This window comes from Burkholderia sp. Se-20373, assembly GCF_017104705.1.
Classification (GTDB): Bacteria; Pseudomonadota; Gammaproteobacteria; order Burkholderiales; family Burkholderiaceae; genus Burkholderia.
The window spans coordinates 44,573-58,755 of the sequence record NZ_JAAGPH010000038.1 but is presented as its reverse complement, the minus strand read 5'-3'; the positions used below and the strand labels follow the sequence as shown (position 1 = coordinate 58,755).

Sequence of the window (14,183 nt, the reverse complement as noted above, 5' to 3'; positions counted from 1 at the left end):
ACGGGCGCACTCGGCGGCGCCACGGGCGGCACGAGCGGTGGCCCGCTCGCCCCGGTCACGGGTCTCCTCGGCGCGGTCACGGGCGCACTCGGCGGCGCCACGGGCGGTGCAGGCGGCAGCAGCCCGCTCGCTCCGGTGACGAACGTCGTGTCCACGGTGACCAGCACGGTCGGCGCACCGGCATTGACCGGCGGTACGGGCGCTGTCACGAACTCGGGTTCGTCGTCGAATCCGCTCGCGCCCGTCACGTCACTGATCGGCGGCCTGCTCGGCGGCACGCACGGCAAGTAAATCAACATCCATCAATCGACAAGACAGCGAGGAGTCCATCATGTCCCAGCAACGTTCTCTCACGACAGCCGCCCTGCGCCAGTGGCGCGCGCCCCTCACGGCCTTCGCCGCCGCCTGCCTGCTGGCCGCCTGCGGCGGCGGTGGTGTCAGCTCGCCGCCGACCAGCAGCAACAACAATAACAACCCGAGCACGAGCGGTACGCCAAGCACGAGCGGCACCAGCGGTACGTCCACCGGCACCAAGGGCGTGGTCAGCACGGTCGGCCAGACGGCCACCGACCTCGGCAGCACGGTCGGCAACATCAGCGTGCCGGGCCTCGGCGACGGCGTGACGAAGGGTGTCGGCAGCACGCTCTCCAGCACCGGCACGATCGTCGGTGCAGCCGCCGATGCGGTGAGCAACGGGCTGGGACAGATCGGCACGACCAAGGATCCGGTCGGCACGACCGTCGCGGGCCTCGGCAACGTGGTCAGCGCGACGAGCAACACGGTGTCCGGCCTGAGCTCGACGGTCAAGGCACTCGGCACCGGCCAGCTCGCGCCGCTCGCGCCCGTCACGACGCCGGTCGGCACCGTGCTCGACACGGTGGCCAACGGCTTGACGGCTGCCGGCACGACGATCGGTTCGACGCTGTCGTCGGGCGCCGTGCAGCAGGTCACGCAACCGCTCAGCTCGGCAATCACGCCGCTCGTGATCACCGCCGGCCAGGTCACGCAACAGGTCGGCACGACGACCGGCCTCGGCCAACCCGTCTCGGGCCTGCTCGGCCAGGTCGGCGGCGCGATCAGCTCGGCCGGCAAGCAGGTGGGCGGCACGTCGAGCCAGCCGCTCGTCGGCGACGTCGGTCAGCTCGTCACCGCGGTCGGCAACACCGTGACCAACGCGGGTGGCCTCGTCAACCCGAACGGCCCCAACGGCGCGGCGCCGATCCCCGGCCTGATCACGAGCCTCGTCGGCGGCTCGACGGCGACCGTACAGAACGGCACGTCGTCGGGTTCCGGCTCGACGAATCCGCTCGGCGGCCTGCTGTCGGGTCTCGGCTCGACGCCGCTCGGCTCGCTCACGGGCGCACTCGGCGGCGCGACCGGCGGATCGGGCAGCAGCCCGCTCGCGCCCGTCACCGGCCTCGTCTCCACCGTCACCGGTGCACTGAGCGGTGCGGCGGGCGGCAGCGGCGGCCCGCTCGCGCCCGTCACGAATCTCGTGTCGACGGTCACGGGCACGCTCGGCGGCGCAACAGGTGGCGCAGGCAGTGCAAACCCTCTCGCGCCTGTCACCGGTTTGCTGAATACTGTCACCGGAGCAGTGGGCGGCGCAGCAGGATCGGGCGGATCGAGCCCGCTCGCACCGGTCACGTCGCTGGTTGGCAGCGTCACGGGTACGGCAACGTCGGGCAGCGGCTCGACGGGGCTGCTGGCCCCGGTAACGGGGTTGCTGGGTACGCTGGGTAGCGTTGGCAAGTAAGGAGGACGGTCGCACCTTCGCAGCCGGAGCGAATGGCGCGGCCGTACAAACACAACCGGCATTGCGGCACGCGGCGCGCGGCACCCTGGTGTCGCGCGCCGGCATTACAAAGAAGACGAAGAGCAAGGCCAACGAGGAAGAACAATGAAATCCAGACTCGACAGATGGATGATGCTGCTCGCCATCGCGGCAGCAGGCACGGCACATGCACAAACGCGCGTCGGCGGTAACCCGCTCGACTCCCTGCCCCAGATCAACGCGCCGAAAACCGGCCCGAACGTGACCGTGCAGGTCGCACCGCAGGCGCCGCAATTGCAGGAGTTGCTGTCGCGTCACCTGACGCCGACCACATTCCAGGTCGAAGGCGTGAAGTCCATTCCGTTCGAGGAGATCTCGCGTCGCTTCACCCCGCTCGTCGGCAAGGACATCACGATCGGCGACCTGATCGAAACGGCCAACGGCGTGACGAAGCTGTACCAGGATCGCGGCTTCGCACTGTCGTTCGCGTTCGTTCCTGCGCAGACGTTCGAGAACGGCGTCGTGCGCATCACGGTTGTCGAAGGCTATGTGTCGGACGTCAAGGTCACCGGCAAGCCCGGTGCGATGGAATCGAAGATTCGTGCAATTGCCGCTCACATCACGGCCGACCGCCCCCTGCGCCGCGCGACGTTCGAGCGCTACGTGAACACGTTCGGGCTGCTGCCAGGCCTTACGGTGAAGGCGAACGTCCCGCCGCCGCAAACCACCGACGGCGCGACGACGCTCGAGCTCGCGGTGGATCGCAAGCCGTTCAACGTCAGCACGGGGATCGACTTCAACCACCCGGGCGTCCAGGGTCTCATCACCGCGACCGAAAACGGCCTTACATCGTTCGGCGAGCAGTTGAGCATCTCGGCGCTCGCGCCGCCGGGACGCGACAAGCAGACCTACTTCGCGTTCAGCGGCGCGCTGCCGGTCGGCAGCAGCGGCCTGATCACGCGCCTCGATGCCAGCACGTATCGCGGCAAGCCGACCGACAACCCGGGGTTGCCGTCGACCGTCGAGCGCACCGTGAAGAGCGAGAAACTGGGTCTTTCGGCATCCTATCCGATCTTGCTGAACAACCAGCGCAGCCTGCTCGGTACGGTGTCGGGATACGCAGCGCACAACGAAGACCGTTACCAGAGCAAGCTCAATGGCAACAGCATCGACACGCGTTCGCAAGTCCGCGTGCTGCAGATGCAGCTCGACTACACGAGCGTCCAGCCGAAACAGGTACAGAAGCTGAGCGTCAACGTCGCGAAGGGCTTCAACATCCTCGGCGCGTCGAAAGCGCAGGACATCACCGTCGGCACGACGACGACGTCGGTGGACAGCCCGATCTCGCTGACCTTCGTTCGCACCGGCGCGACCTTCACGCAGACGAACGAATGGCCGTTCCGGATCGGCACGTCGGTGTCGCTGACCGGGCAATACAGTCCCGACTCGCTGCCGACGTCCGAACAGATCTCGTTCGGCTCGACCCGTTACGCGCTCGGCTACCAGCCGGGCGAAACGTCGGGCGACTCGGGCTGGGGGATGTCGCTCGAAGTGAACCGCGGCTTCACGCCGGGCTGGACGTATCTGAAATCGATCACGCCGTACATCGCATACGACATGGCGCGCGTGTACCTGCACGCGGGCACGCCATCGCCGAACCGCATGTCGTCGGTCGGCATCGGCGTACGGCTCACCGACAGCCGCTTCTACAGCCTCGACCTGAACGTCGCGAAACCGGTGGGTGACGCACCCGTCGAAAGCGCGTCACGCAGCCCGCGCATCAACGCCGCATTCTCATATCAGCTCAACTGATCGGTCACCAAACAGCCCGCGCCACGCGGGCAGTTTCGATTAGAGTCCCCTCTATCAAACGTGGCGCACGGTTTCACGTATTCTGGCGAAGCTCGCAACATGCCCGCCCCATGCAGACGGTCGTGCGAGCGAATCGAACAGACATGCAAAACAAGGAGGAAGACAATGATTCAACTGACCCGCCCGTTTCGTGCCATCGCCGTCGCCGGCGTACTGCTCGCTTGCGCCGCTCCCACGTTCGCACAAGCAGACAGCCCCATCGGCATGTGGCAGACGATCGACGACAACACGCATCAGCCGAAGGCACTCGTGCAGATCGCCGAGGACGGTGATGGTGCGCTGACCGGGAAGGTCGTGAAGGGCCTCGGCGCGAACGATACGCCTGATCGCCGCTGCACCGCCTGCACGGACGAACGCAAGGATCAGCTCATCAAGGGCATGACGATCATCAAGGCCATGAAGAAGGAAGGCGACCACTGGGACGGCGGCAACATTCTCGACCCGGAGAACGGCAAGGTCTACAAGTGCAAGATGACGCTTGAAGACGGCGGCCAGAAACTCGTCGTGCGCGGTTACATCGGCGTGTCGCTGCTCGGTCGTTCGCAGACCTGGGTTCGCCAGCAATAATGCGACTCGCGCTTGAATGCGCGGCGCAATGAAAAAATCGGCCTGCGACGAAGTCGTCAGGCCGATTTTGTTTTGGTGCATGCGTGGCGGGAGCTGATGAACATCACGCTGCATGCTTCAGCGCGTCCGACGCGTAGCTGCCCGGTGCGCGATACGCGGGTGCCGCATTGCTGCGTGCTTCCGCCGCCTTCGATTGCGTGTGCTTGCGCATCCGCGTGGACAACTCGTTGCACAGATTCACGCCTGCGTCGCCATAGAGTTCACGCATGACACTCATCAACGTGCCCGTCTCGTGCCAGACCTTGAAGCGACGATGGCAAGTTTGATACGAAGGGTAACGACGCGGCATGGCCGACCACGTCGCGCCGCTGTAGATGACCCAGAGCACGCCGTTCAGGACGGCACGCGTATTGGCCAACGGGCGGCCGCGCAACTCGGTGCGCGGCTGCATTTCGGGCAGAAGCGACGCAACGCAGCGCCACTCTTGATCGGTCAGATCGCGATACGGTGTCATGGACATCTCCAGCCTTAGTAACCATGACACAACGATATCGGCTCACCTCAACAATGAATATAAGACAAATCCGAAATTACCCCGAGATTGCTTTAATTTGACCGGAATTGACGTTTGAATCCCGTCAATTGCCGGAAATCGCACTCAGGTCAGCGACGTATCGACGATGCGGCGCGGCGATTCGATGTATTCCTTCGACTGCATCTCGACGATTCGCGAGACCGTACGCGCAAACTCGTTGGCCATCGGGCCTTCGATGTACAACTGCTCCGCCGGCACCGCCGCGGACATCAGCAGCTTGACCTTGTGGTCGTACAGCACGTCGATGAGCCACGTGAAGCGCCGCGCCTCGGACGCCATGCGCGGCGACATCTGCGGTACTTCGGACAGCACGATCGCATGGAAGCGGCTCGCCAGCTCGAGATAGTCGTTCTGCGAGCGCGGGCCGCCGCACAGCGTCGCGAAGTCGAACCATACGACGCCGTCCGCCTTGCGCAGCGCCTTCAGTTCGCGCTTCTCGATATGCAGGAGCGGGCTTTCGTCGGGAACGGCAGCGAGCTTCTGAAACGCATGCCGCAATTCGCGATCGGCATCCGCGCCGAGCGGCGTGTGATACATCTTCACCTGCGCGAGCGTGCGCTGGCGATAATCGACGCCCGCGTCGACGTTGAGTACGTCGAGCTTGGACTTGATCAGCGCGATCGCCGGCAGCATGCGGTCGCGATGCAGGCCGTCCGGATACAGGTCGTCGGGATCATAGTTGGACGTCATCACGAACTGCACGCCGTTGTTGAACAGGCGGTCGAGCAGACGGTACAGAATCATCGCATCGGCAATGTCCGACACGTGGAACTCGTCGAAGCAGATCAACCGGTAGCGCTTCGCGATGCGCCGTGCGAGTTCGTCGAGCGGATCGGCCTGCCCTTTCAGCTCCTCGAGCTCGCGGTGCACTTCGCGCATGAATTCGTGGAAATGCAGGCGCGTCTTGCGCTGCACGGGCACGACCGCGAAGAAGCTGTCCATCAGGAAGCTCTTGCCGCGACCGACGCCGCCCCACATGTAGACGCCGCGCGGCAGGTCGGGATGATTGATGAGTTTCTTGAATGCGTTCGAGCGGCGTGCCTTGTACTCGACCCATTCGTCGAAACATTGCTGCAGGCGATCGACGGCCGCGCGCTGTGCGGGATCGGACTGATAGCCGCGCGTGGTCAGTTCGCGCGTGTAGTATTCGGTGACGTTCATCGGGCAAACCGGAAAAAACGAAGGCGGACGGGAAACCCCGCCCGCCCTCGTCATGAGACGGCTGCGCCGGCCGATAGCCGGTCGGCGCTACACCGCGCTCAGCTGTTCAGCGAGCGCTTGTCGACGGCGAGCGCCGCTTCGCGCATCACTTCCGACATCGACGGGTGCGGATGGCAGATGCGGGCGATGTCTTCCGACGCCGCCTTGAATTCCATCGCCACCACGGCTTCCGCGATCAGGTCCGACGCGTTCGCCGCGATCACGTGCACGCCGAGCAGTTCGTCGGTCTTCGCGTCCGCGATCATCTTCACAAAGCCGTCCGGCGCGTTCATGCCGAGCGCGCGGCCGTTGATCGAGAACGGGAACTTGCCCGACTTGATCTCGCGGCCTTCCGCCTTCAGCTGCTGCTCCGTCTTGCCGACCCATGCGATTTCCGGGTACGTGTAGATCACCCACGGAATGCAGTTGTAGTCGATGTGCGGCTTCTGGCCGTCGATCACTTCCGCGACCAGCACGCCTTCGTCTTCCGCCTTGTGCGCGAGCATCGGGCCACGCACCACGTCGCCGATCGCGTACACGTTCGGCACCGCCGTGCGGCAGTGGTCGTCCACATCGATGAAGCCGCGCTCGTTCGCCTTCAGGCCGATTGCCTCGAGGCCGAGGTTGTCGGTGTTCGGCACGCGGCCGACCGACACGATCAGGCGGTCGGCGTCGAGCGTCTGCGCGTTGCCGTCCTTGTCCGTGTAAGCGATCGACACGCCATCCGCGGTCGCCTTCACTTCGCCGATCTTCACGCCGAGGTTGATGTCGAGGCCCTGCTTCTTGAACAGCTTGGCCGCTTCCTTCGCGAGCGCTTCGTCAGCTGCACCGAGGAACGCCGGCAGCGCTTCGAGCACCGTCACTTCGGCACCGAGGCGACGCCACACCGAGCCGAGCTCGAGGCCAATCACGCCTGCGCCGATCACGGCGAGCTTCTTCGGCACCGAGTCGAACGTCAGCGCACCTTCGTTGTCCGACACGATCTTGTTGTCGACCGGAATGCCCGGCAGGTGACGCGCCTTCGAGCCCGTCGCGATGATCACGTTCTTCGCGGTGACGACTTCGGTTTCACCTTCGCCGCTCACTTCGATCTGCACGCCGGCGTCGGTCTTGCCGGTGAACTTGCCATGGCCCTTCAGCCAGGTGATCTTGTTCTTCTTGAACAGGAACTCGATCCCGCTCGTCATCTTTTCGACGATCGCGTCCTTGCGGCCGAGCATCTTCGCGACGTCGATCTTCACGCCGTCAACCGTGATGCCGTGGTCGGCCAGGTGGTGCGACGTGTTCTCGAACTCTTCCGACGATGCGAGCAGCGCCTTCGACGGGATGCAGCCGACATTCAGGCACGTGCCGCCGAGCTTCAGCGCGCCGGCCGGGTTCTTCCACTTTTCGATACAGGCAACCGTCTTGCCGAGCTGCGCGGCGCGGATCGCGGCGATGTAGCCGCCGGGGCCGGCGCCGATCACGACGACGTCAAATTCCTTGGACATGACAATCCTTTCTTCTTGTGCAACCGCACGGGCCGCGCGTGTCGCGCGCCCGTGCGGTGCGGGTCAATGCGGTGAAACTCGGCTTACAGGTCGAGCAGCAGGCGTGCCGGATCTTCCAGCGCATCCTTCATCGCGACGAGCGACAGCACGGCTTCGCGGCCGTCGATGATGCGGTGGTCGTACGACAGCGCGAGGTAGTTGATCGGACGGATCACGATCTGGCCGTTTTCGACGACCGGACGCTCCTTCGTCGCGTGCACGCCGAGGATTGCCGACTGCGGCGGGTTGATGATCGGGGTCGACAGCATCGAGCCGAACACGCCGCCGTTCGAGATCGAGAACGTACCGCCCGTCATTTCCTCGATCGACAGCTTGCCGTCCTTCGCCTTCTGGCCGAATTCGGCGATCTTCTTTTCGATCTCGGCGAGGCTCAGTTGATCCGCGTTGCGCAGGATCGGCACGACGAGGCCGCGCGGCGAGCCGACAGCGATACCGATGTCGAAGTAGCCGTGGTAGACGATGTCGTTACCGTCGATCGATGCGTTCACGAGCGGGAACTTCTTCAGCGCGTGGACGGCCGCCTTCACGAAGAACGACATGAAGCCGAGCTTCACGCCGTGTTCCTTCTCGAACTTGTCCTTGTACTTGTTGCGCAGTTCCATGACCGGGGCCATGTTCACTTCGTTGAACGTGGTCAGGATCGCGTTGGTCTGCTGCGACTCGAGCAGACGCTCGGCGATACGCGCGCGCAGGCGCGACATCGGCACGCGCTGTTCCGGACGGTCGTTCAGCCAGGTCGCGGCCGATGCCGGCACCTTCACTTCCGGCAGCGACGGCTTCGCAGCGGCCGCCTTGGCCGGTGCGGCGGCCGGAGCGGCCTTCGGTGCGCTGCCTGCTGCCAGCGCGTCGCCCTTCGTGACGCGGCCGTCGCGGCCCGAACCTGCGACGTCGCCCGCCGACAGGCCCTTCTCGGCCAGCAGCTTCGACGCGGCCGGCGATGCGGTGGCCGACGATGCCGCTGCGGCGACCGGCTGTGCTGCCGGTGCGGCTGCAGCAGGCGCTGCTGCCGGCTTGACTTCGGCGGCGCCTGCCGCGGCTTCGGCTGCACCTGCCTTCGCTTCGGTGTCGATCGTTGCGATCAGCTGATCGGCAACGACGGTGTCACCGTCGTTCTGCAGCACTTGCGCGAGCACGCCCGCGGCCGGTGCCGGCACTTCGAGCACGACCTTGTCGGTCTCGAGTTCGATCAGGATTTCGTCTTGAGCAACTGCTTCGCCCGGCTTCTTCTTCCACTGCAGCATGGTGGCTTCCGAAACCGACTCCGAAAGCTGGGGGACTTTGACTTCTACGATAGCCATGTGATTTTCCTGGATGCTTAATCTGGGGTGTGACGAGGTTCGTGCGATTCCTTCGGCCGGTGCGGCGCGCGACGCGCCCGGCGGGCCAAAAGAGACGGGAAAGCGCATGGCGCCTTCCCGTTTCGCTTCCGTCGGTTATTTCGCGATCGATGCGCTCTTCAGGCGACCGAAAGCACCTTCGATGAGGGCCTTCTGCTGCTCGTAGTGCTTCGCGTAGTAGCCAACCGCCGGCGAGGCCGAAGCCGGACGGCCGCTGTATGCCAGCTTCTGCCCTTCCTTCATGCCTTCCTTCAGATGGTGCTCGACGTAGAACCAGGGGCCCTGGTTCTGCGGCTCGTCCTGCACCCAGACCACTTCAGTCGCGTTCTCGTACTTCTTCATTTCGGCTTCGAACTGCTTGTGCGCGAACGGATACAGCTGCTCGATACGGATGATCGCGACGTCGTTCGCCTTCGCTTCGCGGCGATGGGCGACGAGGTCGTAATACACGCGGCCCGAGCATGCCAGCACGCGCTTGACCTTCTTCGCGTCGATGCCGCCGTCGGTTTCGCCCAGCACCGGCTGGAACGAACCCTTCGCGAGTTCCGACAGGTCCGACACCGCTTCCTTGTGACGCAGCAGCGACTTCGGCGTCGCGACGATCAGCGGCTTGCGGAACAGGCGGATCATCTGGCGACGCAGCAGGTGGAAAATCTGCGCCGGCGTCGTCGGTTGAACGACCTGCATGTTGTGATCCGCGCACAGTTGCAGGAAACGCTCGATACGCGTCGACGAGTGCTCCGGACCCTGGCCTTCGTAGCCGTGCGGCAGCAGCATCGTGAGACCCGACACGCGGCCCCACTTCACTTCGCCCGACGAGATGAACTGGTCGATCACGACCTGCGCGCCGTTGACGAAGTCGCCGAACTGCGCTTCCCACAGCACGAGCGTGTTCGGCTCGGCGGTCGAGTAACCGTATTCGAAGCCCAGCACCGCTTCTTCCGACAGCACCGAGTCGATCACCGTGAACTTCGCCTGGCCTTCAGCGATGTTCTGCAGCGGCACGTACGTGCCGTCGTTCCAGCGCTCGCGGTTCTGGTCGTGCAGCACCGCGTGACGGTGCGTGAACGTGCCGCGGCCCGAGTCCTGGCCGGTCAGGCGCACCGAGTAACCCGATGCGACGAGCGACGCGAACGCGAGGTGTTCGCCCATGCCCCAGTCGAGCGGCTGGTCGCCACGCGCCATGTTGCGACGGTCGTTGATCACGCGCTCGACGAGCGGGTGAACCTTGAAGTTTTCCGGGACTGTCGTGATGCGTTCGCCGAGGCGCTTCAGTTCCGCGAGCGGCACGGCCGTGTCGGCTGCATCCGTCCACTTACGGTTCAGGAACGGAACCCAGTCGACCGCGTACTTGCTCTTGTAGTTCGACAGGACCGGGTCGACCGTGTGGTGACCGTCGTCCATCGCCTTGCGGTACGCCTTCACGAAGTTGTCGGCGTCTTCCGCGGTGATCACGCCTTGCTGCACGAGCTTCTCGGCGTACAGCGCACGGGTGCCCGGGTGCTGCGCGATCTTCTTGTACATCAGCGGCTGCGTGACCGCCGGCGTGTCCTGCTCGTTGTGGCCCAGCTTGCGGAAGCAGACGATGTCGATCACGACATCCTTGTGGAACTGCATCCGGTAGTCGATCGCGATCTGGATCGCGAGCACGACAGCTTCCGGATCGTCGCCGTTCACGTGCAGCACCGGCGCTTCGATCATCTTGACGACGTCGGTACAGTACAGCGTCGAGCGCGCATCGCGCGGGTCGGACGTCGTGAAGCCGATCTGGTTGTTGATGACGATGTGCAGCGTGCCGTGCGTGCCGTAGCCGCGCGTCTGCGCGAGGTTCAGCGTTTCCATCACGACGCCCTGGCCAGCGAAGGCTGCGTCACCATGGATCTGCACCGGCAGCACTTGCAGGCCGTCTTCGTCGCCGCGACGGTCCATCCGTGCCTTCGCGGAACCTTCGACCACCGGGTTCACGATTTCGAGGTGCGACGGGTTGAACGCGAGCGACAGGTGGACCGGGCCGCCTTCCGTCGACACGTCCGACGAGAAGCCCTTGTGGTACTTCACGTCACCGGCCGGCAGGTCGTCGACGTGCTTGCCTTCGAATTCGGCGAACAGGTCGGCCGGCATCTTGCCCAGCGTGTTGACCAGCACGTTCAGACGGCCACGGTGGGCCATGCCGATGATGATTTCCTGCACGCCGCGCTTGCCCGCGTGCTGGACGACTTCGTCCATCGCCGCGATGAAGCTTTCGCCGCCTTCGAGCGAGAAGCGCTTCTGGCCGACGTACTTGGTATGCAGGTAACGCTCGAGGCCTTCAGCGGCCGTCAGGCGATTCAGGATGTGCTTCTTCTCGTCTGCCGAGAAGTTCGGCGTCGCGCGGGTCGACTCCAGGCGCTCCTGCCACCAGCGCTTCTGTTCCGGGTCGCTGATGTACATGTACTCGGCGCCGATCGTGCCGCAGTACGTGTCGCGCAGACCCTTGACGATGTCACGCAGCGAAGCCTGGTCGAAACCGAAGTACAGGTTGCTTGCGCTGTACGTCTGGTCGAGGTCGCCTTCGGAGAAATCGTAGAACGCGGGTTCGAGCTCGGGAATGGCGGGACGTTCGCGACGCTTCAGGGGATCCAGATTGGCCCATTGCGAGCCGAGGAAGCGATACGCGCTGATCAGGGACTGGACGTGCACCTGCTTGCGTGCCGCAGCCAGGTTGGTCGTGCTTTCGCGCGGGATGAAGGCATTGGCCTTCGCGCGCTCGGCGAACGATTCGACGATCGGAAAATGGGCGACGTCATTGGCATTCGAACCGTCCGTTGCAGGCACATTCTGCAGCGCGTCGAAATACTCTCGCCAGTTTTCCGGCACCGATGCCGGATTGTTGAGGTATGCATCGTACAGTTCTTCAACGTACGAAGCATTGCCGCCGAACAGATAGGAGTTCAGCTGAAACTGCTTCATTACATCTGACATTTTACGCTCACCTTTCTTCGAGCTTCTCGAGAAATAGCGGGTTACTCAACCTTCCGCGACACGGCCTGACCGTTTAGCGGATTGCGAATCAAGTCTTGCTTGGAAGGACCTAAAACTTGCGTGCGCGCAGCATATCACAGAACCGATACCGGAGTTCACGGCGAAATGTGCCTGAAAGCACCGCGCGACGGGGTTTTGCCGGATTGCCACGACCCGCGGGAACAGTGTTTTGCAGACAACCCGATTGCACACTGCGCAGATGCAAAAAAGGCTGCCCGCAGGCAGCCTTTTCCGTGATGCAGCGAACGGCCGGAACGCTTAGTCGACCGCGCCTTCGCGGCTCGCGCGGCGACGCTCGTGCTCCTTCAGGAAGCGCTTGCGCAGGCGGATCGATTGCGGCGTCACTTCGACGAGCTCGTCGTCGTCGATGAATTCGACCGCGTATTCCAGCGACATCTGGACCGGCGGCACGAGGCGTACGGCTTCGTCGGTACCCGACGCGCGCACGTTGGTCAGCTGCTTGCCCTTGATCGGGTTCACGACGAGGTCGTTGTCGCGGCTGTGGATACCGATGATCATGCCCTCATAGAGCGCGTCACCCGGCTTCACGAACATGCGGCCGCGATCCTGCAGCTTCCACAGTGCATAGGCCACGGCAGCACCGTCGTCCTGCGAGATCAGCACGCCGTTGCGGCGCTCGAACACCGAGCCGTCCTTGACCGGTGCGTACGAATCGAAGATGTGGCTCATCAGGCCCGTGCCGCGCGTGAGCGTCAGGAATTCGCTCTGGAAGCCGATCAGACCACGCGCCGAGATCTTGTACTCCAGACGCGTGCGGCCGCGGCCGTCCGACGCCATGTCGAGCATCTCGCCCTTGCGGCGGCCGAGCTCTTCCATCACGCCACCCTGATGTTCGTCCTCGACGTCGACAGTCAGCAGTTCGTACGGCTCGTGACGCACGCCGTCGATTTCCTGCATCACGACGCGCGGACGCGACACGGCCAGCTCGTAGCCTTCACGACGCATGTTCTCGACGAGAATCGTCAGGTGCAGCTCACCCCGGCCCGACACTTCGAACACCGTTTCGTCGCCGGTGTCCTTCACGCGCAGCGCGACGTTGTGGTTCAGCTCCTTCATCAGGCGGTCGCGGATCTGGCGGCTCGTGACGAACTTGCCTTCGCGGCCGGCGAGCGGCGACGAGTTGACGAGGAAGTTCATCGTCAGCGTCGGCTCGTCGACGGTGATCATCGGCAGCGCTTCCGGCGTATCCACCGCGCAGATCGTTGCGCCGATGCCGACGTCTTCAATACCGTTGATCAGCACGATGTCGCCCGCTTCGGCCGATTCGACCTGCACGCGCTCGAGACCCGTGAACGACAGCACCTGGTTGATCTTGCGGTTCAGCACATCGCCTTCCGGGCCAAAGCGCATCGCAACCGGCTGGCCCGGCTTGATGCGACCGCGCGTGATGCGGCCGACGCCGATCCGGCCGACGTACGTCGAATAGTCGAGCGACGTGATCTGCAGCTGCAGCGGCGCGTCCGGATCCGCCGGGCGGACCGGCACGTGCTCGAGGACTGCCTCGAACAGCGGGCGCATGTCGCCTTCGCGCGCGGCCGGGTCGAGCGACGCATAGCCGTTCAGGCCCGATGCGTAGACGATCGGGAAATCGAGCTGCTCTTCGGTTGCGCCGAGCTTGTCGAACAGGTCGAAGGTCTGGTTGATGACCCAGTCGATCCGCGCACCCGGACGGTCGATCTTGTTGACGATGACGATCGGCTTCAGGCCGAGCGCGAGCGCCTTCTTCGTGACGAAGCGGGTCTGCGGCATCGGGCCCTCGACCGCGTCGACGAGCAGCAGCACCGAGTCGACCATCGACAGCACGCGCTCCACCTCGCCACCGAAGTCCGCGTGCCCCGGCGTGTCGACGATGTTGATGTGCGTGCCTTCATACTCGACCGCGCAGTTCTTCGCGAGAATCGTGATCCCGCGCTCTTTTTCGATGTCGTTCGAGTCCATCACCCGCTCCGCAATCTGCTGGTTCTCGCGGAAGGTGCCGGACTGGCGAAGCAGTTGGTCGACGAGCGTAGTCTTGCCGTGGTCGACGTGGGCGATGATGGCGATATTGCGAAGGGCGCGGGTCATAGAAACCTGGAAATCGTTTGAACGCGCAAAAGCGCCCGCTCGTTTTTCACGGGCGCGCGCATTGCAGCTTGGAAAGCCACAAATTATAGCACGTGCGGATGTCGGGAGCTGACGGGCACGTTGCGACGCAACACCAGACGACCGGCACCCCCTCCCCTGGAACCCGCCGGTCGGCCGAAACC

The 14,183-nt window shown here is 64.2% G+C and carries 9 protein-coding genes and 1 pseudogene; 4 read left to right on the top strand and 6 right to left on the bottom strand.

Annotated features, from left to right (window positions below; translation table 11 throughout):
• The 4 genes and pseudogenes from G3N96_RS15455 to G3N96_RS15440 form a co-directional block, all read left to right on the top strand.
• Window positions 1-291, top strand: a pseudogene (locus G3N96_RS15455) (collagen-like triple helix repeat-containing lipoprotein); the annotation flags it as partial.
• Window positions 292-331: 40 nt separating this feature from the next.
• On the top strand, window positions 332-1,756 hold the full coding sequence (locus tag G3N96_RS15450) for a collagen-like triple helix repeat-containing protein (RefSeq protein WP_206137709.1): 1,425 nt from the start codon (window positions 332-334) through the stop codon (window positions 1,754-1,756).
• Between the two features lie 144 nt (window positions 1,757-1,900).
• The gene (locus G3N96_RS15445; protein WP_206137708.1) at window positions 1,901-3,586 is read left to right on the top strand and encodes a ShlB/FhaC/HecB family hemolysin secretion/activation protein; all 1,686 of its coding nucleotides are present in this window, start codon (window positions 1,901-1,903) and stop codon (window positions 3,584-3,586) included.
• Window positions 3,587-3,751: 165 nt separating this feature from the next.
• Window positions 3,752-4,213, top strand: coding sequence for a DUF2147 domain-containing protein (locus G3N96_RS15440; protein ID WP_046545504.1), 462 nt, complete (start codon window positions 3,752-3,754; stop codon window positions 4,211-4,213).
• A gap of 103 nt (window positions 4,214-4,316) precedes the next feature.
• Here G3N96_RS15440 and G3N96_RS15435 read toward each other — a convergent pair whose 3' ends face one another.
• The 6 genes from G3N96_RS15435 to typA form a co-directional block, all read right to left on the bottom strand.
• Window positions 4,317-4,727, bottom strand: coding sequence for a transposase (locus tag G3N96_RS15435; RefSeq protein WP_089425221.1), 411 nt, complete (start codon window positions 4,725-4,727; stop codon window positions 4,317-4,319).
• Between the two features lie 144 nt (window positions 4,728-4,871).
• Window positions 4,872-5,969, bottom strand: a complete 1,098-nt coding sequence (zapE, locus tag G3N96_RS15430; protein WP_124575702.1) for a cell division protein ZapE — start codon at window positions 5,967-5,969, stop codon at window positions 4,872-4,874.
• Window positions 5,970-6,067: 98 nt separating this feature from the next.
• Entirely contained in the window at window positions 6,068-7,498 is a 1,431-nt protein-coding gene (gene lpdA / locus G3N96_RS15425) for a dihydrolipoyl dehydrogenase (protein ID WP_124575703.1), read from the bottom strand.
• Between the two features lie 83 nt (window positions 7,499-7,581).
• Complete coding sequence (odhB, locus tag G3N96_RS15420) at window positions 7,582-8,856, bottom strand: 2-oxoglutarate dehydrogenase complex dihydrolipoyllysine-residue succinyltransferase (RefSeq protein ID WP_206137707.1); 1,275 nt, start codon at window positions 8,854-8,856, stop codon at window positions 7,582-7,584.
• Between the two features lie 135 nt (window positions 8,857-8,991).
• Window positions 8,992-11,856, bottom strand: a complete 2,865-nt coding sequence (locus tag G3N96_RS15415; protein WP_046545499.1) for a 2-oxoglutarate dehydrogenase E1 component — start codon at window positions 11,854-11,856, stop codon at window positions 8,992-8,994.
• A gap of 318 nt (window positions 11,857-12,174) precedes the next feature.
• Window positions 12,175-14,001 carry a translational GTPase TypA gene (typA, locus tag G3N96_RS15410; RefSeq protein WP_039358989.1) on the bottom strand — a complete coding sequence of 609 codons (1,827 nt, stop codon included), beginning with the start codon at window positions 13,999-14,001 and terminating at the stop codon, window positions 12,175-12,177.
• Window positions 14,002-14,183 lie beyond the last annotated feature (182 nt).